The sequence below is a fragment of the Streptomyces katrae genome (assembly GCF_000717655.1).
GTDB lineage: Bacteria > Actinomycetota > Actinomycetes > Streptomycetales > Streptomycetaceae > Streptomyces > Streptomyces katrae_B.
This window is the reverse complement of sequence record NZ_JNZY01000031.1, coordinates 59,956-82,415: the sequence shown is the minus strand read 5'-3', so window position 1 is coordinate 82,415 and position 22,460 is coordinate 59,956. Positions and strand designations below refer to the sequence as shown.

Genomic DNA, 22,460 nt, shown 5'->3' with positions numbered 1-22,460 from the left:
ACTGCAGGGGGGACCCTGTGGGAGAGTAGGACGCCGCCGAACAATCATTGTGGGAAAGCCCCGCACCTTATGGTGCGGGGCTTTTCTGCGTTTACGGGCGTTGGCCGAAACGGGCCAGGCAGTGCCAGACCCGCTTCAGGGCCTGCTCGTCGTACCGGCCGGTGCGGGCCGCCTCGCCGAGGATGCGGGGCGTCAGGTTCCCGGCCACGGCGATGGCCTCGCCGAGGTCGACGTACGCCTGGCCGCGGTAGTCGGGGTGGCGGCGGAGTTCTTCGACGGTGAGGTGGAAGCCGGCGTGCCATTCGAGCGCGCAGGGGAGCTTCTCGGCTGCCGCTTCGACCTCGGTGTCCCGATAGCTGGGGTCCAGTACGAGCGCGGCGACGTCACGGTCGAGCCGGACGGGGGCGTGGATCTGGGCCTCGACGTAGTCGTCCAGGGCGTCCTGGTCGTCGGCCTCCGCGAGGGCGATCAGGGACATGCGGTCCGCGACGCCGAAGGATTCGGGCTCGAGGTAGCTGTCCGGATAGCAGAACGTGGTCCGGTGCAGGGCCTCCGCCGTGAGGCGGAAGTGAGCGGAGCCGAAGCGGGGAGCGGCGCCGACCGGGCGGCGGCGGAAGTTCAAGGCGCCGTAGACGGGGCGGGCTTCGGCCGGCGCGTCGTCGTAGGCGCCTCCGAAGATGCGGCTCTCCCAGTGCCAACGCGCTCCGCCTGCATGGGCGGTGAGGCCGCCGTTGCTGGTGCCCGTGACGAATTGCGAACGGTACACGCCGTCCTCGGCGAGCGCGGTGAGGATCGGGCGGTCGCCGAAGACGCGGTCCGGGTGGAAGTTGAGCGTCACCGTGAGGGTCGGGTCCAGTGGGGGCCCCGACGCGCGATCGGTGACGTGGCGGAGGGCCCGGACGTGTGGATTCATGGATGCAGTGTGCATCAGTCCTGTGATTGGATCCGCGATTATGGATCAGTATGTGATGCGTGCGGTGCGGGGCGACGAATGGGAGAAGGTCAAGGAGTTGCGGATCGCCGCTTTGCGGGATCCGGCGGCGCCGGTGGCCTTCCTGGAGACCCTGGCCGAAGCGGAGGCCAGGGCCGATGAGTTCTGGCAGGACCGGGCGCAGGGGGCTTCGCACGGGCGGCGCGCGCGGCAGTTCGTGGCCGAGGCTCCGGACGGCCGGTGGGTCGGGTCCGTGACCGTCCTGGTCGAGGAGGGCGGGACCAGCGACTTCTTCGAGCGGGTCGTCGAGCAGACCCAGGGGCATGTCGTGGGTGTGTTCGTACGGGCGGAGCAGCGGGGTACCGGGGTGACCGACGGCCTGTTCGCGGCTGCGCTGGACTGGGCCTGGTCGCTGGAGGGGCCGGCGCTGGAGCGCGTACGGCTCTTCGTGCACGAGGACAACGAGCGGGCCGGGGCGTTCTACCGGCGGATCGGGTTCCGGGCGAGCGGGGAGGTCGTACCGGTGCCGGCGGATCCGGGGGCCAAGGAGTTCGAGTACGTGCTGCCGCGTCCCTAAGGGCTGTCCCGTAGTCCCCGGCGGGCGCACGACGACAGCTACGGCGCCTCGCTGCGTTGTCGGAACGTCCGCATACGCCCAGTATGCGGACGCCCCTCCGCCTTGCGATGCCCCGCATCTGACGCCGTGCGCTGATCCGCCGGGGATTACGGGACAGCCCTTAGTACTGGAGCGCAGCTGCCTCCGGCCAGCGGGCGCGGGCCTGTTCGCGGCTGCGGCACAGGGCGAGCAGGGGGAGGGTCCCGTCCTGGAGCAGCTCGGGGAGCTGGGGAATCGGGGCCACGGCCGCGACGTCCTCGAGGACCAGCGTCAGTGGTGGGTCGAGCCGGCCGTGGGATGACCGTGCGGCCATGCGGCGGCCGTGCTCGACCACGCTCGCGGCGAGTGCGGTGAGCAGGGGCATCGCACCCGGGTGGGTGCGGGGGTCTTCCAGCGGTTCTCCCACCATGTAGAGGGTGCCCCCTTCGCTCACGAACGATGCGAGGGTGAGTGCGTCTGTTCGGTTCGGGTTGCAGGCCTCGCGGATGTGGATGGACGTGAGGCAGGAGAGGGCACGGGCCGTCAGGCTCTGGGCCTGCTCGCGGCGTTCGGGGTGCGCGGTGAGGGCGCTCTCGAGTTCGCCGGCGGAGCCGGGGGCGGCCTGGGGGTGCGTACGGAGGATGCGGACCGGGTCCTGGGCGCTGTTGCCCTGGGCCCAGCGGTGCAGCTGCTTGAACGGGCGGTCGTCGAGGGCGGCGGCCTGGAGCCAGCTGCGCAGGAGCGTTTCCGCGGTGTCGGCGACGGCTGCGTCCATGCGGGCCTGGGGGCGTACGGGGGCCAGGAGTGCGGTGGCGCGGGCGGCGGCGGTGTCGCGGTCGGCGCAGGCGTCGGCGGGGTTCCAGTGCATGCGGGCCGGGGTGTCGCAGAGGTGCGAGGGGTCGTAGAGGAGGACCGGGCCGAGTTTGGCGCGGGCGTCCTTCGTCTCTGCCCAGAGGGCGGGGGAGGAGGTCAGGACCAGGGCCGCGCCGGGGGCTGCCGCCAGGGCTTGGGCGGCCAGGCGGTGGCGCTCCGGGGGAGCGGCGTAGGCCAGGCTGGCCCGGGAGTTGCCGGGGGTGCTGCCCCCGGGCCCCTGCCCCTCGAACGCCGGCGGGGCTGGATCGGCCGGCCCGGCCGGGATGGGCAGCGGGGCCGGGCCGGGGAGCGGGGTCGGGGTCGCCGGGCGGGAGTTGCCGGGGGCGCTGCCCCCGGGCCCCTGCCCCTCGAACGCCGCCGGGGCTGGATCGGCCGCCCCGGCTGGAATGGGCGGGTGGGCCGGGTGGTGCGCCCCGGCTGGAATGGGCGAGTGGGCCGGGTGGTGCGCCCCGGCTGGGACGGGCGGCTGGGCCGGGTGGTGCGCCCCGGCTGGGACGGGCGCTCCGGTGGGGTTGGCTCGGCGGGATTTCGTGCGGGCGACGATGCCCATGGCGAAGATCGTCAGGACGAAGAGAACCAGGAGTTGGCTGATGAAGAGGCCCCAGAAGAGGCCCCAGCCCGAGAGGGCCGAGGGCGCCGTGTCGGGCCAGGCTCCTGGGACGTCGTGCGGTTGGGTTATCAGGGCGCGGACTGCGCCGGGGGTGCGGGTGAACGTCACCGTGGACGGCCAGGCGCCCTTCGAGAAGAGCGCGGCCAGGCCGGTGGAGGTCCAGACGAGGGCCGCCAGGCCCAGGAGGAAGGCGAGGAGGGCGAGGAGGAGGGCGTCCGGGATGCCGCCTGGTTTTCCGTTCCGTTCGTCGTGCATTACGCCACCGTTGTTGCCGGGCCCGGGCCGCCGTTGCGGTGGCGTTCCATCAGGAGGGCTCTTTCCTCCGCCTCCAGTTCGGCTGCCAGGAGGTCGTCGGGGAGCTGGGGCTGGGCTGAGGATTCCGTCATGGCGCGGTCCGTGTACACCAGGGGGCGTTCCGCCTCGGTGATCAGGTGTTTGACCACCTGGACGTTGCCGTTGACGTCCCAGACCGCGATGCCGGGAGTGAGGGTCGGGATGATCTCCACCGCCCAGCGGGGCAGGCCCAGGACCCGGCCCGTCGCTCGGGCCTCGTCCGCCTTCTGGGCGTAGATCGTGCGGGTCGAGGCCATCTTGAGGATGGCCGCGGCCTCGCGGGCGGCCGCGCCGTCGACGACGTCCGAGAGGTGGTGGACGACGGCTACGAAGGACAGGCCGAGGCGGCGGCCGAACTTGAGGAGGCGCTGGAACAGCTGGGCCACGAACGGGCTGTTGATGATGTGCCAGGCTTCCTCGACCAGGAAGATGCGCTTCTTGCGGTCCGGGCGGATCCAGGTGTGTTCCAGCCAGACGCCCACGATCGCCATCAGGATCGGCATGGCGATCGAGTTGCGGTCGATGTGGGACAGGTCGAAGACGATGAGGGGGGCGTCGAGGTCGATGCCCACGGTGGTGGGGCCGTCGAACATGCCGCGGAGGTCGCCGTCGACCAGGCGGTCGAGGACGAGGGCGACGTCGAGGCCCCAGGCGCGGACATCGTCTATGTCGACGTTCATGGCCTCCGCGGACTCGGCCTTTGGATGGCGGAGTTGTTCCACGATGTCCGTGAGGACCGGCTGGCGGTCGCGGATGGCGTCGACGACGTACGCGTGCGCGACCTTGAGGGCGAAGCCGGAGCGTTCGTCGAGGCCGTGGCCCATGGCGACTTCGATGATGGTCCGGAGCAGCGCGAGCTGGCCGGTCGTCGTGATCGCCGGGTCGAGGGGGTTGAGGCGGATCCCGTCGTCGTTGGCGGCGATGGGGTCCAGGCGGATGGGGGTTATCCCCAGCTGCTGGGCGATGAGGTTCCACTCGCCGACGCCGTCCTCGCCCTGGGCGTCGAGGACGACGACCTGGCGGTCCCGGAAGCGGAGCTGGCGCAGTACGTACGTCTTCTCCAGGGCGGACTTGCCGTTGCCGGACTCGCCGAGGACCAGCCAGTGCGGGGCCGGGAGCTGCTGCCCGTACAGCTGGAAGGGGTCGTAGATGTAGCCCTTGCCGCTGTAGACCTCGCGGCCGATGATGACGCCGGAGTCGCCGAGGCCGGGTGCGGCGGTGGGCAGGTAGACGGCCTGCGCCTGCCCGGTGGAGGTGCGTACGGGCAGGCGCGTGGTCTCGACCTTGCCGAACAGGAAGCTGGTGAAGGCGTCCGTCAGAGCGGACATGGGATCTCGCATGGGCGGCACTTCCCTCCAGCTAGCGTCGGATGCCGGTGGCGAACGGCAGGGTGTTGACGAAGGCGCGGTGGTGCTCGCGGTCGCACCATTCGAGTTTCAGGTACGACTTGCCCGCCGAGGCGCGGATGGTGCGCTTGTCACGGGCGAGGGCCTCCGGCGATCGCGACGACACCGTGATGTACCCGACCAGGTTCACTCCCGCCGCACCGCTGGCGAGATCTTCACCTCTTTGGTCGAGCCGGCCGTGGGCGGCGATGTCGCGGGGGTCGACGGTCCGGTTCATCTTGGCGGCGCGGCTGGCGTCGGCCTCGTCGTTGGTCTTCTCGGTGAGCATGCGCTCGATGGCCACCTCGGTGGGCTCCAGATCCATGGTGACGGCGACGGTGCGGATCACGTCCGGAGTGTGGACGAGGAGGGGCGCGAGGAAGTTGACGCCGACCGGGGTCATCGGCCATTCCTTCACCCAGGCCGTGGCGTGGCACCAGGGGGCGCGGGTGGAGGACTCGCGGGTCTTGGCCTGCAGGTACGTGGGTTCCACCGCGTCGAGCTCGGCCGGCCAGGCGTTGCGCTTGGTCATGGCCTGGATGTGGTCGATGGGGTGGTCCGGGTCGTACATGGAGTGCACGAGGGAGGCGAGTCGGCCCTGGCCCAGGGGCTGGCGGACGCGGATGTCGGCCTCGGCGAGGCGGGCGCAGATGTCGGTGAGCTCGCGGGCCATGACGATGGCGAGGCCGGCGTCGCGGTCGAGCTTGCGGCCCTTGTGGGGGGTGCCGGCGCGGGCGATGGTGTGGGCCTCGGCGGCGAGCTCGCGCGTGTAGTGCATGCAGGCGACGAGGTAGGCGCGGTGCTGCTCGGAGGAGGTGGAAACCATCGACTGGAGCTGGTCGTACGAGTCGCGCAGCCAGACGGGGGCGTGGGTGTCGCCGCGCTGGGCGACGTCCTTGGCGTGGGCGTCCGGGTCGGCGGGGAGCGTACGGGCGAGCATCTGGAGGCGGGTGACGAAGCCGTCACCGTTGGCCACGTGCTTGAGGAGGGTGCCGAAGCGGTCGACGAGGGCTTCCTGGTCCTCGCTGTCGCGCAGGCCGACGCCGGGGCCTTCGATCTCGATGGCGGCGGTGACGGTTCTGCGGTCGGCGTGGAGGAGGACGGCGATCTCGTCGGGGCCGAAGGGGGCGGCGAGCCAGTTGATCCGGCCGATGCCGGGGGGCGGGCCGACCTCGACCTCGCGGCCGTCGGCGGCGCGGACGCCGGCTTCCATGGCGCCGGAGCGGTAGGTCGTGCCGCGGCGCAGGGTGCGCTTGTAGCTGCGGTTGATCTCGAACCACTTGTAGAAGGTGCGGCCCTTGTACGGGACGTACACGGCGGCGAGCGCGACCATGGGGAAGCCGGCCAGGCTGACGATGCGCAGGGTGAGTTCGGGGACCAGCAGGCCGCTCATCATGCCGAGGAACGCGCCGGCGATGATCAGGGCGATCTCGCCGCTCTCGCGGTTCTTGCCGACGATCGCGTTCGGCCGGGCCCGGCCGATGAGATACGTGCGGCGGGGCGCGACCGGGTGCAGCTGGTGTGACTGGGTCGTCAACGCCCGTCACCTCCTGGGTTCCTCGTACTCGAGCTCGTGCGGGGCGGGGGTGCGGCGGAGGGGACAGATCCGCCGCCGGCCCCGCCGCCGGAGGTGGGGCGGCTGCTGTGGGCGGCCACGCCTCCGGAGAGGGGGTTGGCGGGGCGGGGGGCGCCGGAGCCGCCGCCGTCACCGCCTCCGCGGTGGGCGCCGCGGCTGCTGTGCGTCTTGATGCCCTGGGAAACGAGGGAGGCCGGAGAGCTGATCACGGCGGCGGCCTGGGCGCCGTCGGTGGCCTTGCTGCGGCCCGCGCGGGCGGAGGCGATCTCGTCGCCGAAGCCGGGGACGAAGCGGTAGATCATCGCGGACGCGAAGATCGCCAGGAGGATGATGGCGAGGCCGGAGACGACGGCGGAGAAGGCATTGGGGCCCTTCTCGCCGGCGAGGGCTCCGGCGAGGCCGAGGACGATGACGATGACCGGCTTCACGAGGATGACGGCGATCATGATGCCGGCCCAGCGGCGGACGTGGCCCCAGAGGTTCCGGTCGACGAGCCCGGCGTAGACGACGACGCCGAGGAGGGCGCCGACGTAGAGGAGGGCGGCCCGGATGAAGAGCTCGAGGAAGAGGACGCCGGCGGCGAGGACGGTGACGAGGGAGACGACGATCAGCATGATCGGGCCGCCGCCGATGGAGTCGCCCTTCTTGAGGGCCTCGATGAAGGAGCCGAAGAAGACGTCGGTCTGGCCGCCGCCCGCCGAGGCGATGACTTCTGTGACGCCGTCGGTGGCGGAGACGACGGTGTAGAGGATCAGGGGGGTGAAGGCGGAGGCGAGGACGGTGAGCCAGAGGAAGCCGACGGCTTCGGAGATGGCGGTGGTGAGGGGGACGCCGCGGATGGCGCGCTTGGCGACGGCGAAGAGCCAGAGCACCAGCGTGAGGATGGTGGAGGCGGCGAAGACGATGGCGTACTGCTTGAGGAAGGCGCCGTTGGTGAAGTCGACGTTGGCGGAGCCGTTGATCGCTTTGCTGAGCTCGGTGACGATCCAGGCGGCGGCGTCGGCGCAGCCCTTGGCCAGGGAGGCGAGGGGGTTGAGGGCGTCGGCCGGGTCGCTGGGCGCTAGGCCTGTGCGGGGGGCTCCGCCGGTGGCTCCGCTGCCGCGCTCGCAGTAGTCCTTGGCCGGGCCCACGATCAGGTCGCACCGGTTGTCATTGGGCTGCGAGGCCGAAGGGGACGGGGACGGGGACGTCGGTGGGGTGGGGGCCGCGGAGGCGCGGGCCGACAGGAGCACAACTGTCGCCTGTACAGCGGCCAGGGCCCCGGTGAGGCGGAGGGTGCGGCTACCGGGCATAGGTGAACCCTCCGAACTCCGTTGCAGCCTTTGCGATCTCCTCGGCCGTGGAGGCCGTGCGGTCCGTGTGGACGGGGGCCGGCCCGTCCTTCTGGGCGAAGCTTTCGACCTTCCAGTCGTTCTCCGCCCAGCGGAGAGTCAGCGTCATGGTGAACCAGTCGTTGCTGACCGGGTTGGTGGAGCCGACGCCTGCAGTGCCGAAAACGCCTGTGCACCAGACGTCGATGGACGTAGTGGTGTCGGAGTACTTGGTCGTCTTGGTGCCGACCGGTACGGTCCGAGAGATGTACGTCAGGCCCTGCGCCGCATTTCCGTTGGCGTCCAGTCCGGCCTGGTCCAGGAACGTCTTGCCGTAGGCCTGATCAAGTCTGCTCTCGAGCTCGGACACCTTGTCCGCGACGAAGACCTGGCGGACGATCTGGCGCCGCACCTGTGGCTTCAGGATGTCCGCGGAAACAAGCGCGACCGCGTAGTTGGCGGCGGCCGATTGGGCTCCCTGTTCGTCGTGCGCGAAGCCCTTCGGGATGCCGCCGTTCTTGCCGTCCACCGGGCGGGTGCCCGTGGCCTGGGTGGAGGCGGGGGCAGGGGGGGTGGTTTCTGCCGAGGGGGTGGTGGGGGTGTCGCCGGACTGGTTCGCGAACGCGATCGCGGCGATCAGGAGGACCACCACGCCGACCACCGTGACCAGGCCCCGGGAGGCGCGCGGGGTGCGGCGCGGGGTGCCGTACGGGTCCGAGGGGGCGTCGGGGAGGCGGGTGCGGGTCTGGCCCGTGCCGCCGACGTCGCCGTAGCCGTCGCCACCGCCGTACTGGTCTTCGTTGCTCATTCCGTGTCCGCCCCCTCTGCGTCGTACGACGGTGGTGTGGTGATTCCTCATCAGGTCCGGCAGCCGGTGGGCGGCCCGGCTAGACGGCCATTCCGTAGACGATGGTGAAGAGGGTGCCGAGGGAGCCGATGATGAAGACGCCGGTGAGGCCGGCGACGATCAGGCCCTTGCCTTGTTCCGCGCTGAACGTGTCGCGCAGGGCGGTCGCGCCGATGCGCTGCTTGGCTGCGCCCCAGATGGCGATGCCGAGGCAGAGGAGGATCGCAACGGCCATGACCACCTCGATCATGACCTTCGCTTCGTTGCCGAGACTGCCGAACGGCCCCCAGTTCGGGGCGATTCCGCCGATGATGGTGGTGATGTCGCCCTTTTCGGCTGCCAGGATCATGTAACTCACCGCCCCTGTATGGGTAGTTCCGGTCGCCCGTGCCCGACGGCAGGGGTCACGTACTATCTTCGCTGATGAAACCGTCGTCGTACGTCGACTTGACGGCTCTCTTTACCCGATCTCCCGGCCCTTGGCCCGCTCGCGCGCTCTGACCTGGGCACGGGCGGTGGGCATTCTGTAGAACGTATGGTCACTCTGTGTATCACGGGGGGTGACCCCGGGCAATGATTGCCCTCTCGGCTTGCGGGGGGCCGCTCGGGGGGCCGCCGTTCGGCGCAGTGTGCGGGCGTGTCGTTGGGCCGAGCCGCTGACGTTCGTCCGACATTCCGTCAGTCGTTCCATCTCTTCGGCGTGTTGCGGGAGATGCTCCAGGCCGTTCGATGGGACGACGCAAGGAGTGACGGATGGGTTCCGCAGTGAAGGCCGGTCGGCGTGCGTGGCTGGCCGGCGGATTCGCAGTTCCGCTGGCGGTCGCGCTCATGGGCGCCTCGGTCCCGGCGGCGGCTGCCGAGGGGGCTGTCGTGGCGGTGGCGCCCGGCTGGGGCAGCAGGTGTCTTGAGCCGGATGCGAGAACGCTGCCGGCCCCGGAGGCCGCCAAGGCCGCCAAGGCCACCAAGGCCGTCAAGGTCGTCAAGACGAGGAAGGCCGGCAAGGCGGCGCCTGCCAGTTCGTGCGCCGGTCCCAAGGGTGCCCGGGGGCCGAAGGGCGACCGCGGGCCGAAGGGCGACCGCGGGCCGAAGGGTGACCGGGGGCCGGCTGGTCCACCCGGGCCGCGGGGGCCGCACGGGCCGTGCCAGGACATCGACACGGCCCCCGGGGCGAGCAACCTGGAGTTCAGTGCCGTCCTGCACCGGGGCAGGACGTTCCTCGGTGTGCGCGACACGGCGCCGGTCGGCGCCTACACCTGGCGGGACCTCACCACGGCGCTGAACCCGGGGCATCCGCGGAACGCGTGCGGGGTGTCGGTCAACACCGTGGGAGCCACGGTGTTCGTGAAGGTGCTGACGACCCAGGGCGACGTGTTCGAGAACCACTGCACGTACACGGGGACGGGCGCGCTCACCTGTCCGTCGGGGTGGACGGCCATCATCAGGCCCTGAGGGCCGTTGTCAGTGGGGCGCGGCACAGTGGACGGATGACGACCGCAACTCCGTGGACCCTGAAGGACATCGAAGCGGCCATCCGAGCGGGGTGGTCGGCCGAGACCTGCTCGCCCGATGACGTCGAGCGGGCGCCCTGGACGGCCGACAACCCTGCCTGGGGGCACTGCGACATCACCTCGCTGGTGGTGCAGGACCTGATGGGGGGCGGGCTGATGGTCGGGGAGGTCTGGCTCGAGGGGGAGCAGCAGGGGTTCCATACGTGGAACGTGCTCCCCGGGGGGATACAGGTGGACCTGACGCGGGAGCAGTTCCGCCGGGGACAGGTGGTGACGGAGGGGCGGCTGATGGGGCCGCGGCCGCAGGGGCGGCTGCCGCGGCGCTGGGAGGAGTACCAGCTGCTGCGCGGGCGGGTCGAGGCCAGGCTGGGCGCGATCGGCGGCTGAGCCCGGAAGCGGCGGGAGTCCGGGTTCCCGGGGCGGGTTACGCGGGCCAGTGCGCGGGGCGGGCCAGCGTCGGGGGGATCTTGGTCCTGGCGTCGCCCCGGGCTGCGCTGAGCTGGGGCTGGGTCAGGAAGAGGGCGTCGCGGAGGTCCGCCCCGCGCAGGTCGGCGTCGCGGAAGTCCGCGCCGATCAGGTCCGCCAGGCGGAGGTCTGCGCCGTTGAGGTTCGCGGCGATGAGGTAGGCGCCGCGGAGGTTGGCGCCGCGGAGGTCCGCGCCTGCGAGGCGGGCGCCCATCAGGTCGGCGCCGCGGTGGTTCTTCTTGCGGGCCGGGGCCTTGGCGCGGGCGAGCTCGCTGGCGCGCAGGAGGAGCGTGTTGATGCGCCCGCGCAGGTCGCTCACGTCCAGGGCGGTGAGGGCGTCCGCGTCGGCGGCGGTCCACTGCGTGGTCTCGGCGAGCGCGCGGTTCAGGTCCGCGTGGACCGGGGCGGCCGCCGGGAGGGCGAGCGCGCCGGTGACGTAGAAGAGCAGCTCGTGCAGCTGCCGCAGGACCGGGAAGACCTCGTACATCCGGGCGGCCGTGCCGGGGTGCGTACGCCAGTCCCGGCCGCCGAAGGTCACCTGGGAGACCTGCTGGCCCGCGCCGAAGCAGTCGAAGACGGTGCAGCCCTGGAATCCCTTGTCGCGCAGCCGGGTGTGGATGCCGCAGCGGAAGTCCTGCCGGAGGTTCTTGCAGGGCGTTCCGGCGGCCTTGTTCACCGCGAAGTCGTTGGACTTGGCGAAGGGCAGGGCGACGCAGCAGAGCGCGAAGCAGTTCGAGCAGTCTGCTTGCAGGACGGGGAGCGCCGGGAGGGCGGCCCCGGAGGGGACGGCGGGCGTGGCGGGAGTGGCGGACACCCCTTCATTGTCACCGGTCGGGGGCGGTGAGCCGCATCTGGAGGGCCGACCAGCGGACGCCGTCGACCTCCTCCACGTCCTCCAGTACCTGCTCGGTGCGGAAGCCGAGCTTCTCGTAGAGGCGTACGGCCGCGGTGTTGTGGGCGTAGACGCCGAGGTCGAGCGAGGTCAGGCCCAGCTCGTCGAAGGCGCGGGCGACGGCGAGTGTGAGGAGGGTCTCGCCGAGGCCCCGGCCCCGCGCCTCGGGGGCGATCAGGACGCGGCCCAGGCGGGAGCCGCGTACGGAGATGTGGCCGAGGGGGCGTCCGTCGGGGGAGACCGCGGTCCAGGTGTGGCGGTCCGGCTCGGCGGCGTAGGCGGTGAGCTGGGCGTCGTCCAGCGGCCAGGTGAAGGAGGGCCCCGCCCAGGTGACGAGCTCGGCCCGGGTGGTGATCCAGCGGTGAAGGGCCGGGGCGTCGTCCGCGGGGCGGAACGGGCGCAGCGAGAGGGGCGCGGGTGCCGTGGAGGGGGAGGAAGGCGTCGTGTTCATGTCTCGAGTATTCGTGTACGGAACCCGGTTGATCGCGGGGGCCGGTGCGGTGAGCATCCGTACATGACAGAAGTGATCGCAGTTGCCGTCATCACCCTCCTCGCCGTGATCAGTCCCGGCGCCGATTTCGCGATGGTCGTCCGGAACAGCTATCTGTACGGGCGGCCCACCGGGCTCTTCGCGGCGGCCGGTGTCGCGGCCGGCGTGCTGGTGCACGTCTCGTACACGATGCTCGGGGTCGGTCTCCTGATCGCCTCCTCCACGGCCCTGTTCACGGCGATCAAGCTGGCGGGTGCCGCGTACCTGGTGTGGATCGGGATCCGGACCTTCCGGGCGCGGGCCGAGCTGAGCGTGGACCTGGAGTCCAAGCCGGAGCTGACCCGGGTGGGTGCGCTGCGGTCCGGGTTCCTGACCAATGTGCTCAACCCGAAGACCACGCTGTTCGTGGTGTCGACGTTCACGCAGGTCGTCAACCCGGACACGCCGGTCTGGCAGCAGGCCGGGTACGGGCTGTTCATGTCGGCGGCGCACCTGGGGTGGTTCGGTGCGGTCGCGCTGTTCTTCTCGAACTCCCGTCTGCGCGACCGGATGCTGAAGGCGCAGAAGGCGCTGAACCGGGCGATCGGCTCGGTGCTGGTGGGTCTCGGGGTCGGGCTGGGCTTCGCCCGCTGAGGTGCTGCGCCGGTGTTCCGGCCGAGGCCCCGTTGTTCCGTGAAGGCCTGGCGGGGCGGGTTACCTGTCGGTAGCGTGCCGGGCATGGCGATCTCCGAGGCGTTCTTCGAACGGGTCGATGCCGGGCGGTTCCTGGCCACCGAGTACACGCGCGGGCCGTGGGACCCCGGCTCGCAGCATGCCGGGCCGCCGGCCGCGCTGCTCGGCCGGGCCGTGGAGGAGCGGGAGGGCGCCCGCGCGGACATGCGGATCGCGAGGATCACGTACGAGATCCTGCGGCCGGTGCCGATCGGCCCGCTGGAGATCACCACGTCGGTGCTCCGGGCCGGCCGCGGCACGGAGGTGGTCGAGGCCGCCCTCGCCCCGGCCGGGGCGGCGCCGGTGATGCTCGCGCGGGCGCTGCGGATCCGGGTGGCCGAGGAGGCCGTGCCGGGGGTGGCCCCGGGCCCGCAGCTGCCGCCGCCCGGGGAGGTGGAGGTGACGCCGTTCTTCCCGGTGCCGTGGGAGACCGGCTACCACTCGGCGATGGAGACCCGGTTCACGGAGGGCGCGTTCGTGGAGCTGGGCCCCGGCACGTGCTGGATGCGGATGAAGGTGCCGCTCGTCGCCGGGGAGGAGACCAGGCCGCTGGACCGGGTCCTGATCGCCGCCGACTCGGGCAACGGGATCAGCTCGGTCATGGACTTCGGGCGGTACGTGTTCATCAACGGCGACCTGACCGTCCACCTGCACCGCCACCCGGTGGGCGAGTGGGCCTGCGTGGAGGCCCGTACGAGTGTGGACGCGGGCGGGATCGGGCTCGCCGACGCCCGGCTGCACGACGAGAAGGGGCCGATCGGGCGGAGCGCGCAGAGCCTGTTCGTCGCACCGCGCTCCTGGCGCCGCGTTCCTGGCACCGCGCTCCCGGCAGCGCGCTCAGCGTGACGCGTTCGCGGCGGCCTTCGTGGTCAACCCGGTTCCGTGGCACGGCAGTCGGTGTGGCAGGCTCGGGTCAATGGAGCCCCTGAGAGACCTCGACCCCGCCCGGATCGGGGCGCACGCGCTGCTGGCCCGGCTCGGTGCCGGAGGGATGGGGCAGGTGTACCTCGGGCGCTCGCCCGGCGGGCGTCTGGTCGCCGTGAAGGTGATCCGGGACGAGATCACCGGCCGCCCCGAGGCCCTGGCCCGGTTCCGGCGTGAGGCCGAGACCGTGCGCGCGGTGCGGTCGGCGTACACGGCGAACCTGATCGACGCCTCGCTGCAGGCGCCGCCGTTCTGGCTGGCCACGGAGTACGTGGCGGGTCCGACGCTCGGTCATGCCGTGGCGGAGCGCGGCGGTTTGCCCGCGGACACCTGCCGCCGGCTGTTCGCGGCTCTCGCGGAGGGGCTGGCGAGCGTCCATGCGTACGGGGTGACGCACCGGGACCTCAAACCGCAGAACGTCATCCTGGGCGCGCAGGGCCCGCAGCTCATCGACTTCGGCATCGCGCGCGGCGTGGGCGAGACGGCCCTAACCCAGGACGGCCAGGCCCCGGGGACCCCGGGGTACACCGCGCCCGAGGTGCTGCTCGGGGCCGAGGCGGGGGCCGCCGCGGACGTCTTCGCGCTGGGCGCGACCCTCGCGTACGCGGCGACCGGGCGGCCGCCGTTCGGTACGGGCGCCGCGCCGAGCGTGAGCTACCGGGCGGTGCACGAGCCGGTCGACGTGGCCGGGGTGGAGCCGGGGCTGGCGGCCCTGATCGAGGCGTGCGTGGCGAAGGACCCGGCGGCCCGGCCGGCCCTGGCCGAGGTGATCGGCCGGTGCGGCGTACGGGACGCGCTGATCGACGATCCCGTGTACGTGGGGCTGGGCGCGCTGGGCGAGGCCGTGCCGGTGCACGAGATGCGGACGCAGGGGCCGGGCCTGCCGTACGGCTACACGCCGACGCAGTACACGGCCGGGATCCCGCCGCGGCGTGGGCGGACGGGTGTGTGGGTGGCGGCCGTGGCGGTGGTCGCGGCCCTGTCGCTGGCGGCCTGGAAGCTGGCCCCGTTCGACGGGAACGGTGAGGGGAGCCGGGGCAAGGACGGTGCGGCGGGTGCCACGGGTACGCCCGGGCAGACGCCGGCCGCGGGGGGCGCCGCGCCCTCGGTGTCCAAGAGCGCCGGCAAGCCGCCTGCCGAGTACATCGAGGGCAACCAGATCTCGCACTACTTCTGGTTGCCCTCCACCGACCCGGAGCGCGCCGCGCACGGCACCGGCGCGTGCAACCTGGGGCCGGAGCAGAAGCCGCCCGGTGCGGACATGCAGGCCGGCGCCGAGGTCTCGGGGAAGTCCGTGAACATCAGCATGCGCATCAAGTACGCGGAGAACAGCGCGACCAGACCCGATCCGTACTACGTGTCGGTGGCGGTCAGGTCCCCGCACGACCTCGACCCGTTCACCGGCAAGCCCTTCCCCATGGACAACCGGGCCGTGGGCTTCACCAGCAAGCCCGTCGACATCTACGGCAAGTGGAAGACGGGCGAGTTCCTGACGCTCAAGTACCCGGACGACTTCGCGGAGCACGTGAACGGCAAGACGTACCCCGGCGTGCCCCTCGCCAACGACCCGGGGGACTGGACGGTGGTCTTCTACCACGTTGAAGATGATCCTACGAAGTACGCGAGCATCCGCTGCACGGGCTTCCGAGTGGGCTAGCGCTTCCGGCGACACGAGCGATTCGCACGTGAAGGTGACGGGGATGGGGGAGTGTTGACGGGTGCGCAGATTCTGGATGGCGAGCGGGATCGGGATCGGACTCTGTCTGAGCTTCCTCGTGCTGATCGTGGTGGGTACGTACTCCGCCGCGGCCGGCCTCGTGGGTGCCGGGGCGGCCGGGGGCCGGGCGGTCGGACTGGCCAAGGGGGCCGTACCCGCGAAGTACCAGAACCTGGTGCAGAAGTGGGGGACGCTGTGCCCGGCCGTGACCCCTGCGCTGCTGGCCGCCCAGCTGTACTCGGAGAGCGGCTGGAATCCGAGCGCCGTCAGCCCGGCCGACGCCCGCGGCATCGCGCAGTTCATCCCGGGCACGTGGGCCGGTCACGGCATCGACGGGGACGGTGACGGCGACCGTGACATCTGGGACCCCAACGATGCGATCCCCTCGGCCGCTTCGTACGACTGCGAGCTGGCCAAGGACGTGGCGGGGGTGCCCGGGGACCCGACGGGCAACATGCTCGCGGCCTACAACGCGGGGGCGTACGCGGTCATCAAGTACGGCGGTGTGCCCCCGTACAAGGAGACCCAGGGGTACGTGAAGACCATCACGACCCTCGCGAAGAGCTTCGAGCGGCCGGTCGGGCGGGTCGCGCCCTCGCAGCAGGCCGCCGGGGCCATCTACTTCGCGCAGAAGCAGTTGGGGACCCCGTACCTGTGGGGCGGCAACGGTACGCCGGACCAGGACGGGCGGTTCGACTGCTCGGGGCTGACCAAGGCGGCGTACGAATCGGTGGGGATCGAGCTGCCGCGCGTCGCCAACGACCAGTACAACGCCGGGCCGCATCCCGCGCGCGGCGAACTGCTGCCCGGTGACCTGGTGTTCTTCTCCGATGATCTGACGAACTCTCGGGAGATCCGGCACGTCGGCCTCTACGTGGGCGGTGGATACATGATCAACGCCCCGTACACCGGCGCTGTGATCCGCTTCGACAAGATCGACACCCCCGATTACTTCGGCGCGACCCGCGTGACGAAGGACGGGGCCGAGGCCCTTCCCGACCGCACCGCCGACGCCAAGTCCCCCTAGCCGCGCCCTTCGCCACGCTGCGTCAACCCGAGGCCCTGAGCTGCGACGATGAGTCACTCTTCGATAACGTTGCCGTGATCATTCGGTGGAGAGTGGAACGTGGCGTTCAGAACGGGCGTTCCATGGACGCAGGCTTGATCAACGGGGGGGTTCAGGGGCGCACACAGGGGTGCGCCCGAGGGGACCGAGCAAGGGCAAGGGGCCGCATCGCCATGGCTGGACTCACCAGTAGTGGGCCGAACGTGGACGTCAGCCTGCTGTACGACATCAACGGACTGGCCCGGCACGCCCCGGACGGGGTCGACCGGGCCGTCGGTCTCGTCAGCGCGTACGGGATCCCGCTGGCCCTGGTGCTCCTCGTCCTGTGGTGCTGGCACGGTGCGCGCCGGCAGGACGAGTCCACGGCCGTCGAGTCGTTCGCCGCGCTGGTGTGGGCCCCGATCGCCGCCGCGCTCGCGCTTCTCGTGAACGTCCCGCTGCGCGCCTTCGTCGGGCGTCCGCGGCCGTTCGCCGAGCACAGCGGCCTGGACGTGCTCGCACCGTACGCCGGCCCGGGCGATTTCTCCTTCGTCAGCGGCCACGCCGCCCTCGCGATGGCCCTGGGCGTTGGCCTGTTCATCGCGAACCGCAAGATCGGGCTCATCGGGATCGGCCTGGCCCTCGCCGAGGGCGTCTGCCGCGTGTACCTCGGGGTCCACTACCCGACCGACGTCATCGGCGGCTTCGCGCTCGGCACGGCCGTCGTGCTGGTGCTCGCGCCGCTCGCGATGGCACTGCTGAACCCGCTCGTGCGGGCGGTGGCCCGCGCCCCGCGCGCCGGCCGGCTGGTCCGCGCCAAGCGCCGCGCCCTGCCCCGCCCGGTGGACCTCGCCCAGCCCCAGACCCCGCCGCCGGGCTGCCTGACGCACGAGAAGGACCTCGCGGCGTAGCTTTTCAGGATCGGCCGTACGCGTCCCATACGGAGATCAGGACGGCCGCCAGCAGGCACAGCCCCGCTCCGCCGAAGCACAGCCGGACCGCTCTGGGCCGGAGGCGGGGCGTCACGGGTCGCCGCCCTCCGCGCCGTGGCCCTCCGGGCCGCCCTCGCGGCGGTAGCGGGAGCGCAGCCACAGACCGGTGGCCACGGACGCGGTGGTGGTCGCTCCGACGGCCAGGGCCACGTCGGCCGGGCCGTCGGCCGAGCCCGTCGGGCTCGCCGAGGCGACGGCGGCGGGCGTGAGGGCGATGAGCAGGGCCCAGAGGAGGGCGGCGACGCGGGGTGCGGGTCCTGGCATGGTTCCAGGGCATCCGCTCCCGCGGGCCTCGGCCAGCCGGGCCGTCCGAACGGGCGATCAAGAAGCTCCCCGGACCTTGCCCGAGCCCCTGCCCCTAGCTAGCCCGAGGTGTGCCGGTCCGCGTCCTTGCGGGCCAGGTCGCGGGAGCGGCGGGCCGGGCCTCTCCAGCCGCAGGTGCAGAGGGCCAGGCAGAACGAACCGCGCTCGGCGGTGCTCGTGGTGTGCCCGGCGGGTGGCCGCCCGGTGGTGCGGGGGAGCGGCACGGCTTCAAGCGGAGGGACGAGCGACGCCTTGGTGTGCGGATCCACACCCCCACGGTACTGGGTCCGGGACGCGCCCGGGACCGCGGCGGCCCGTGACGGGAAACCCCGGACCTCGTTAACCGGAGCGGGTGGGGCCTCGGGCAAACAGCGGTCACGCGTTGGGGGTTGGCAGGCGATGGTGGTGCACCAGCACAGGCGGCGGCGCGGGCGGGCGGGTGAGGCGGTGCTCGCCTTCGGCATGGCCGTGACCGTGGCCGCGATGAGCGGGTGCGGAGGCCCGGGCCAGGCCGACGACCGGCCCGCCGCGGACCCGGCCGCGATCGTCCGGGGAGCCGCCGACCTGCTGGCGAAGACCGGCAGCGCGCAGGCCCGTACGGCGATGGAGATGGCCACCGGCGGGACCCGGGTCACGATCCGCGGCGAGGGCGGCGTCGACTTCAAGAACCGGATGGGCCAGCTCCTGGTGATGCTCCCGGCCGACGCGGCCGGCAAGGACGAGCACCGGCCCATCACCGAGCTGCTCGTACCCGGCGCCCTCTACATGAAGAACCGGGGCGCGGGCGTGCCCGCCGACAAGTGGGTCCGCGTCGACACGACGGCCCTGGCGGACGGCAACCTCGTCACGGGAGGGGCCACCGATCCGCTGGCCGCCGCCGAGCTGCTGCGCGGCGTACAGGAGGCGACGTACGTGGGCGAGACCGAGGTGGCGGGCACGAAGGTGCGGCACTACCGAGGGACCACCGACATCGGGCAGGCCGCGAAGAGCGCCTCACCGGCGGTCCGCGGGGCGCTGGAGGCGGCGGCGAAAGGGTTCAGCAAGGACGTGGTCCCCTTCGACGTCTATCTCGACGAGGAGGGCCGGCTGCGGAAGGTCCGGCACCGTTTCACCTACGTCAACAATGGCGTGATCGATGTCTCCTCCACCACGCTGCTCTACGGGTTCGGGACGCCGGTGACCGTCGTATTGCCCGCGAGCGAGGACATTTACGCCGGGAAGATCGCCGAATAGCCGGCCGGACGGTCCCGGGGCGGCGCGATCGGGCCATGGCCCGGTATCCGGAAATGGTCCATCCGTGTCATGCGCACAGCGCCCCGTCCTCCCTACGCTGAGAAATCGAGCGTCGACGACCGATGGCCCGATGACCGATGACGGCAGATTGAGGTGACACGCGTGACTCCCGCTGGCGGTACGACGGTGCAGGACCACGTGGCGCTCGCCGAGATCGAGCTGTGCGGCGAACTGATCATCGCGGCCTCCGCGGCGGACGAGGAGCGGCTCAGCCAGGACCGGATCGACGAGGTCCTGATGGGTCTCGGGCTGTAGCCGCATCCGCAGCGCGGGCCGGAGGGCTCAGGTGCGCAGCAGGCGCGCGATGGCCTTCGTCGCTTCCTCGACCTTGGCGTCGATCTCGTCCCCGCCCTTGACGGCCGCGTCGGCGACGCAGTGCCGCAGGTGCTCCTCGAGCAGCTGGAGCGCGAAGGACTGGAGGGCCTTCGTGCTCGCCGAGACCTGGGTGAGTATGTCGATGCAGTAGACGTCCTCGTCGACGAGCCGCTGCAGACCCCGGATCTGGCCCTCGATCCGGCGCAGCCGCTTGAGGTGCTCGTCCTTCTGGTGGTGGTAGCCGTGCACCGCGCCGGCGGTGGCGGCGACGTCGGCTCCGGAGCCTTCCGCCTCGATGGCAGTCATGCGTCCTCCCGTGGTCCGGACCTGAGGGGTGTACATACCCCTCATGGGTATAGGGTACCGGGCCCCGGGCGAAGGGGCAGGGGCCCGTGGTCCTCACTCTGCCTGATGGAGGACACTGGGGAACCGCCCGGAACCGCCGGTTAGCCGTGGCCGGGGGATGCGCCTAGCATCAGCCTGACCGAATCCAATGCAGCCCGAGGACCTCACGTGCGATTTCGTCTGACCCCCAGGGAGACGAGCTTCTACGACATGTTCGCCGCATCCGCGGACAACATCGTCACGGGCTCCAAGCTCCTCATGGAACTGCTCGGAGCGGACTCCTCCGCCCGGGCCGAGATCGCGGAGCGGATGCGGGCAGCCGAGCACGCGGGGGACGACGCCACTCACGCGATCTTCCACCAGCTGAACTCCTCCTTCATCACGCCGTTCGACCGCGAGGACATCTACAACCTGGCGTCGTCGCTCGACGACATCATGGACTTCATGGAGGAGGCCGTCGACCTGGTCGTCCTCTACCAGGTCGAGGAGCTCCCCAAGGGTGTCGAGCAGCAGATCGAGGTGCTGGCGCGGGCGGCCGAGCTGACCGCCGAGGCGATGCCGCACCTGCGGACGATGGACAACCTGACCGAGTACTGGATCGAGGTCAACCGCCTCGAGAACCAGGCCGACCAGATCCACCGCAAGCTGCTCGCACAGCTCTTCAACGGCAAGTACGACGCCATCGAGGTGCTGAAGCTCAAGCAGATCGTCGACGTGCTCGAAGAGGCGGCCGACGCGTTCGAGCACGTCGCGAACACGGTGGAGACCATCGCGGTCAAGGAGTCCTGAACCTCGTGGACACCTTCGCTCTGATCGTGACCATCGGTGTCGCGCTCGGTTTCACGTACACCAACGGTTTCCACGACTCGGCGAACGCGATCGCGACCTCGGTCTCGACCCGCGCGCTGACCCCGCGCGCCGCCCTCGCGATGGCCGCGGTGATGAACCTCGCCGGTGCCTTCCTGGGCAGCGGCGTCGCCAAGACGGTCAGCGAGGGCCTGATCGAGACGCCCCAGGGCAACCGGGGCATGTGGATCCTCTTCGCGGCGCTGGTCGGCGCGATCGTGTGGAACCTGATCACCTGGTACTTCGGGCTGCCCTCGTCCTCCTCGCACGCGCTGTTCGGCGGCATGGTGGGCGCGGCGCTGGCCGGCGGCACCGAGGTCATCTGGTCGGGAGTGGTCGACAAGGTCGTCATCCCGATGTTCGTCTCACCGGTCGTCGGCCTGGTCGTCGGCTATCTGGTGATGGTCGCCATCCTGTGGATGTTCCGCCGGGCCAACCCGCACAAGGCCAAGCGCGGTTTCCGTATCGCGCAGACGGTCTCGGCGGCCGGCATGGCCCTCGGCCACGGCCTGCAGGACGCGCAGAAGACGATGGGCATCGTGATGATGGCCCTGGTCATCGCCGATGTGCAGGAGAACGGCGACGCGATCCCGGTCTGGGTCAAGCTCGCGTGCGCCGTGATGCTGTCGCTCGGTACCTACGCGGGCGGCTGGCGCATCATGCGCACCCTGGGCCGCAAGATCATCGAGCTGGACCCGCCGCAGGGCTTCGCCGCCGAGACCACCGGCGCCTCGATCATGTTCGGCTCGGCGTTCCTGTTCCACGCGCCGATCTCCACGACCCACGTGATCACCTCGGCGATCATGGGCGTGGGCGCGACCAAGCGGGTCAACGCGGTCCGCTGGGGCGTCGCCAAGAACATCGTCATGGGCTGGTTCATCACCATGCCGGCCGCGGCGCTGGTCGCCGCGCTCAGCTTCTGGATCGTCGACCTGGCCTTCGTCTAGCCGGCCCCCTGCCAGGGCGTCCCCCTGATGCCGCCCGCCTTTCGGCGCACACCGCTCGGTCATCCGGGGGACCCCTGCGGACTGTCACCGGCCATCGTGGTCCCTGCTGCCTAGCGTGAGCCTCCGTCAGGCACACGAGGACAGGAGAACAGGCATGCGCACAGTCCGCTCGGGGCAGCTCATCACGGTCGCGGCCACGGCGATGGGGGTGGGCCTGGCCGGACTGGTCGGTGCGGCCCCGTCGCACGCCACGGAGGGCATCACGGTCCGCTGTTCCAGCCAGAGCCTGCAGACCGCGATCAACAACGCGGCGGCGGGTGCCACCCTGCGGCTGTCCGGGCACTGCGTGGGCCCCTTCACCATCACCAAGAACCTGACCCTGACCAGTGGGCAGGACGCGGACGCGGTCCTCGACGGCAACCAGGCCGGCAGCACGCTGACCGTCAGCGGGGCGGGGGTGCGGGTGAAGCTGGAGAAGCTGAGGATCATCGGCGGCCGTTCGAGCACCGAGGGCGGCGGCATCAACAATCTCGGCGCCACGGTGACGGTGGCCCGCTCCGAGATCAGCGAGAACACCTCCGCCAATGGAGGCGGCATCAGCAACCAGGGCAACGGCACGGTGAATCTCGATCACTCCACGGTGCGCCACAACACCGCCAGCGGCTTCGGCGGCGGCATCGACAACCTCGTCGGCACGCTGACCGTGACCGACTCCAGGCTGCAGGACAACACCGCCACCACCGGCAACGGAGGCGCCCTGTTCAACAGCGCCACGGCGACTCTGACCCGGTCCGTGGTGGAGCACAACAGCGCCGTCCGAGGGGGAGGCATCCGCAACGTCGGATCCGGCACCACGCTGACACTCGTCAACACCAAGGTGCGCTACAACCTGGCGACCCTGCAGGGCGGCGGCATCAGCCTCGATGAGGACGCCACGGCCACACTGCGCGACTCCAAGGTGCATGACAACACCGCCAGCGGTGGTCCCGGAAGCGGCGGCGGCATCCGCACCGAAGGCGGCGCGGTGACCCTGACCCGCACCACCGTGGAGAACAACCACCCGGACAACTGCGCTCCGGCCGGAGCCATCCCCAACTGCACCGACTCGCTCGTCGCCCGGCCGGGGACCGTGTCGGCCCCGCCGGCCCGCCCTGACGGCGACCGCGGCGACGAGGACTGATCCACGGGCCCCGGCGCCCGGGAACGA

At 71.4% G+C, this 22,460-nt stretch carries 25 protein-coding genes; 13 read left to right on the top strand and 12 right to left on the bottom strand.

The genetic code is table 11. From position 1 onward, the window contains the following. Window positions 1-91: 91 nt before the first annotated feature. Complete coding sequence (locus IF09_RS0129995) at window positions 92-913, bottom strand: DUF3626 domain-containing protein (RefSeq protein ID WP_030300936.1); 822 nt, start codon at window positions 911-913, stop codon at window positions 92-94. 40 nt (window positions 914-953) lie between these two features. Between IF09_RS0129995 and IF09_RS0129990 the strand changes: the two genes are divergently transcribed. Continuing rightward, entirely contained in the window at window positions 954-1,508 is a 555-nt protein-coding gene (locus IF09_RS0129990) for a GNAT family N-acetyltransferase (protein WP_030300934.1), read from the top strand. Between the two features lie 160 nt (window positions 1,509-1,668). Here the strand turns inward: IF09_RS0129990 and IF09_RS0129985 are convergent, their stop codons facing one another. From IF09_RS0129985 to IF09_RS0129960, 6 genes are all read right to left on the bottom strand, one after another. Next, window positions 1,669-3,264, bottom strand: coding sequence for a hypothetical protein (locus IF09_RS0129985; protein WP_030300932.1), 1,596 nt, complete (start codon window positions 3,262-3,264; stop codon window positions 1,669-1,671). After that, window positions 3,264-4,682: an ATP-binding protein gene (locus IF09_RS0129980; protein ID WP_030300930.1), complete on the bottom strand. Its 1,419-nt coding sequence runs from the start codon at window positions 4,680-4,682 to the stop codon at window positions 3,264-3,266. The genes IF09_RS0129985 and IF09_RS0129980 overlap by 1 nt, the downstream gene beginning before the upstream one ends. A 19-nt stretch (window positions 4,683-4,701) precedes the next feature. Next, window positions 4,702-6,264, bottom strand: coding sequence for an SCO6880 family protein (locus IF09_RS0129975; protein WP_030300928.1), 1,563 nt, complete (start codon window positions 6,262-6,264; stop codon window positions 4,702-4,704). Beyond that, window positions 6,261-7,595 (bottom strand): hypothetical protein, encoded by a 1,335-nt coding sequence (locus tag IF09_RS0129970; RefSeq protein ID WP_030300926.1) that lies wholly within the window; start codon window positions 7,593-7,595, stop codon window positions 6,261-6,263. The genes IF09_RS0129975 and IF09_RS0129970 overlap by 4 nt, the downstream gene beginning before the upstream one ends. Next, the gene (locus tag IF09_RS0129965; protein WP_030300924.1) at window positions 7,585-8,421 is read right to left on the bottom strand and encodes a hypothetical protein; all 837 of its coding nucleotides are present in this window, start codon (window positions 8,419-8,421) and stop codon (window positions 7,585-7,587) included. The genes IF09_RS0129970 and IF09_RS0129965 overlap by 11 nt, the downstream gene beginning before the upstream one ends. Before the next feature lie 79 nt (window positions 8,422-8,500). Then, entirely contained in the window at window positions 8,501-8,809 is a 309-nt protein-coding gene (locus tag IF09_RS0129960; protein WP_008742356.1) for a hypothetical protein, read from the bottom strand. A gap of 404 nt (window positions 8,810-9,213) precedes the next feature. Here IF09_RS0129960 and IF09_RS0129955 point away from each other — a divergent pair, with 404 nt between their 5' ends. Both IF09_RS0129955 and IF09_RS0129950 read left to right on the top strand, forming a co-directional pair. Next, window positions 9,214-9,909: a hypothetical protein gene (locus IF09_RS0129955; protein WP_030300921.1), complete on the top strand. Its 696-nt coding sequence runs from the start codon at window positions 9,214-9,216 to the stop codon at window positions 9,907-9,909. 35 nt (window positions 9,910-9,944) lie between these two features. Then, window positions 9,945-10,355: a YunG family protein gene (locus IF09_RS0129950; protein ID WP_030300919.1), complete on the top strand. Its 411-nt coding sequence runs from the start codon at window positions 9,945-9,947 to the stop codon at window positions 10,353-10,355. Between the two features lie 37 nt (window positions 10,356-10,392). Here the strand turns inward: IF09_RS0129950 and IF09_RS0129945 are convergent, their stop codons facing one another. Both IF09_RS0129945 and IF09_RS0129940 read right to left on the bottom strand, forming a co-directional pair. Beyond that, the gene (locus tag IF09_RS0129945) at window positions 10,393-11,247 is read right to left on the bottom strand and encodes a pentapeptide repeat-containing protein (RefSeq protein ID WP_030300917.1); all 855 of its coding nucleotides are present in this window, start codon (window positions 11,245-11,247) and stop codon (window positions 10,393-10,395) included. 10 nt (window positions 11,248-11,257) lie between these two features. Then, the gene (locus IF09_RS0129940; protein WP_051833087.1) at window positions 11,258-11,776 is read right to left on the bottom strand and encodes a GNAT family N-acetyltransferase; all 519 of its coding nucleotides are present in this window, start codon (window positions 11,774-11,776) and stop codon (window positions 11,258-11,260) included. Between the two features lie 63 nt (window positions 11,777-11,839). On the opposite strand from IF09_RS0129940, the gene IF09_RS0129935 reads away from it, so the two are divergent. The 5 genes from IF09_RS0129935 to IF09_RS0129915 all read left to right on the top strand — a co-directional run bounded on the left by IF09_RS0129935 (window position 11,840) and on the right by IF09_RS0129915 (window position 17,123). Continuing rightward, a complete protein-coding gene (locus tag IF09_RS0129935) occupies window positions 11,840-12,448 on the top strand; it encodes a LysE family translocator (RefSeq protein WP_030300913.1) in 609 nt (202 codons plus the stop codon). Window positions 12,449-12,532: 84 nt separating this feature from the next. Further along, window positions 12,533-13,372 carry a thioesterase family protein gene (locus IF09_RS0129930; protein ID WP_051833095.1) on the top strand — a complete coding sequence of 280 codons (840 nt, stop codon included), beginning with the start codon at window positions 12,533-12,535 and terminating at the stop codon, window positions 13,370-13,372. A 70-nt stretch (window positions 13,373-13,442) separates the two neighbouring features. Beyond that, entirely contained in the window at window positions 13,443-15,107 is a 1,665-nt protein-coding gene (locus tag IF09_RS0129925; RefSeq protein ID WP_030300909.1) for a serine/threonine-protein kinase, read from the top strand. Between the two features lie 76 nt (window positions 15,108-15,183). Beyond that, window positions 15,184-16,194, top strand: a complete 1,011-nt coding sequence (locus tag IF09_RS0129920) for an NlpC/P60 family protein (RefSeq protein WP_030300907.1) — start codon at window positions 15,184-15,186, stop codon at window positions 16,192-16,194. A 212-nt stretch (window positions 16,195-16,406) separates the two neighbouring features. Next, a complete protein-coding gene (locus IF09_RS0129915) occupies window positions 16,407-17,123 on the top strand; it encodes a phosphatase PAP2 family protein (RefSeq protein WP_030300906.1) in 717 nt (238 codons plus the stop codon). A 111-nt stretch (window positions 17,124-17,234) separates the two neighbouring features. Here IF09_RS0129915 and IF09_RS0129910 read toward each other — a convergent pair whose 3' ends face one another. Both IF09_RS0129910 and IF09_RS0129905 read right to left on the bottom strand, forming a co-directional pair. Continuing rightward, window positions 17,235-17,468 carry a hypothetical protein gene (locus tag IF09_RS0129910; protein WP_030300904.1) on the bottom strand — a complete coding sequence of 78 codons (234 nt, stop codon included), beginning with the start codon at window positions 17,466-17,468 and terminating at the stop codon, window positions 17,235-17,237. A gap of 98 nt (window positions 17,469-17,566) precedes the next feature. Beyond that, entirely contained in the window at window positions 17,567-17,776 is a 210-nt protein-coding gene (locus IF09_RS0129905; protein WP_030300902.1) for a hypothetical protein, read from the bottom strand. 130 nt (window positions 17,777-17,906) lie between these two features. On the opposite strand from IF09_RS0129905, the gene IF09_RS0129900 reads away from it, so the two are divergent. Both IF09_RS0129900 and IF09_RS46435 read left to right on the top strand, forming a co-directional pair. Further along, window positions 17,907-18,740, top strand: a complete 834-nt coding sequence (locus IF09_RS0129900; RefSeq protein ID WP_030300901.1) for a hypothetical protein — start codon at window positions 17,907-17,909, stop codon at window positions 18,738-18,740. A gap of 162 nt (window positions 18,741-18,902) precedes the next feature. After that, entirely contained in the window at window positions 18,903-19,055 is a 153-nt protein-coding gene (locus IF09_RS46435; RefSeq protein WP_165937309.1) for a hypothetical protein, read from the top strand. A gap of 27 nt (window positions 19,056-19,082) precedes the next feature. On the opposite strand, the gene IF09_RS0129890 is transcribed toward IF09_RS46435, so the two are convergent. Then, window positions 19,083-19,421: a metal-sensitive transcriptional regulator gene (locus IF09_RS0129890; RefSeq protein WP_030300899.1), complete on the bottom strand. Its 339-nt coding sequence runs from the start codon at window positions 19,419-19,421 to the stop codon at window positions 19,083-19,085. Between the two features lie 207 nt (window positions 19,422-19,628). Between IF09_RS0129890 and IF09_RS0129885 the strand changes: the two genes are divergently transcribed. The 3 genes from IF09_RS0129885 to IF09_RS0129875 all read left to right on the top strand — a co-directional run bounded on the left by IF09_RS0129885 (window position 19,629) and on the right by IF09_RS0129875 (window position 22,433). Beyond that, the gene (locus tag IF09_RS0129885) at window positions 19,629-20,249 is read left to right on the top strand and encodes a DUF47 domain-containing protein (RefSeq protein WP_030157116.1); all 621 of its coding nucleotides are present in this window, start codon (window positions 19,629-19,631) and stop codon (window positions 20,247-20,249) included. Window positions 20,250-20,254: 5 nt separating this feature from the next. Next, window positions 20,255-21,253, top strand: a complete 999-nt coding sequence (locus IF09_RS0129880) for an inorganic phosphate transporter (RefSeq protein WP_030300897.1) — start codon at window positions 20,255-20,257, stop codon at window positions 21,251-21,253. 154 nt (window positions 21,254-21,407) lie between these two features. Further along, a complete protein-coding gene (locus IF09_RS0129875; protein ID WP_051833084.1) occupies window positions 21,408-22,433 on the top strand; it encodes a hypothetical protein in 1,026 nt (341 codons plus the stop codon). Window positions 22,434-22,460: the final 27 nt, after the last annotated feature.

Bases quoted from the DNA above. Each gene is read 5' to 3' on its own strand.
- IF09_RS0129980 (WP_030300930.1), bottom strand. From the start codon at position 4,682: ATGCGAGATCCCATGTCCGCTCTGACGGACGCCTTCACCAGCTTCCTG.
- IF09_RS0129995 (WP_030300936.1), bottom strand. From the start codon at position 913: ATGAATCCACACGTCCGGGCCCTCCGCCACGTCACCGATCGCGCGTCG.
- IF09_RS0129960 (WP_008742356.1), bottom strand. From the start codon at position 8,809: ATGATCCTGGCAGCCGAAAAGGGCGACATCACCACCATCATCGGCGGA.
- IF09_RS0129875 (WP_051833084.1), top strand. From the start codon at position 21,408: ATGCGCACAGTCCGCTCGGGGCAGCTCATCACGGTCGCGGCCACGGCG.
- IF09_RS0129910 (WP_030300904.1), bottom strand. From the start codon at position 17,468: ATGCCAGGACCCGCACCCCGCGTCGCCGCCCTCCTCTGGGCCCTGCTC.
- IF09_RS0129915 (WP_030300906.1), top strand. From the start codon at position 16,407: ATGGCTGGACTCACCAGTAGTGGGCCGAACGTGGACGTCAGCCTGCTG.
- IF09_RS0129890 (WP_030300899.1), bottom strand. From the start codon at position 19,421: ATGACTGCCATCGAGGCGGAAGGCTCCGGAGCCGACGTCGCCGCCACC.
- IF09_RS0129935 (WP_030300913.1), top strand. From the start codon at position 11,840: ATGACAGAAGTGATCGCAGTTGCCGTCATCACCCTCCTCGCCGTGATC.
- IF09_RS0129970 (WP_030300926.1), bottom strand. From the start codon at position 7,595: ATGCCCGGTAGCCGCACCCTCCGCCTCACCGGGGCCCTGGCCGCTGTA.
- IF09_RS0129950 (WP_030300919.1), top strand. From the start codon at position 9,945: ATGACGACCGCAACTCCGTGGACCCTGAAGGACATCGAAGCGGCCATC.
- IF09_RS0129990 (WP_030300934.1), top strand. From the start codon at position 954: ATGGATCAGTATGTGATGCGTGCGGTGCGGGGCGACGAATGGGAGAAG.
- IF09_RS0129930 (WP_051833095.1), top strand. From the start codon at position 12,533: ATGGCGATCTCCGAGGCGTTCTTCGAACGGGTCGATGCCGGGCGGTTC.
- IF09_RS0129920 (WP_030300907.1), top strand. From the start codon at position 15,184: ATGGCGAGCGGGATCGGGATCGGACTCTGTCTGAGCTTCCTCGTGCTG.
- IF09_RS0129985 (WP_030300932.1), bottom strand. From the start codon at position 3,264: ATGCACGACGAACGGAACGGAAAACCAGGCGGCATCCCGGACGCCCTC.
- IF09_RS0129965 (WP_030300924.1), bottom strand. From the start codon at position 8,421: ATGAGCAACGAAGACCAGTACGGCGGTGGCGACGGCTACGGCGACGTC.
- IF09_RS0129900 (WP_030300901.1), top strand. From the start codon at position 17,907: ATGGTGGTGCACCAGCACAGGCGGCGGCGCGGGCGGGCGGGTGAGGCG.
- IF09_RS0129925 (WP_030300909.1), top strand. From the start codon at position 13,443: ATGGAGCCCCTGAGAGACCTCGACCCCGCCCGGATCGGGGCGCACGCG.
- IF09_RS0129955 (WP_030300921.1), top strand. From the start codon at position 9,214: ATGGGTTCCGCAGTGAAGGCCGGTCGGCGTGCGTGGCTGGCCGGCGGA.
- IF09_RS0129940 (WP_051833087.1), bottom strand. From the start codon at position 11,776: ATGAACACGACGCCTTCCTCCCCCTCCACGGCACCCGCGCCCCTCTCG.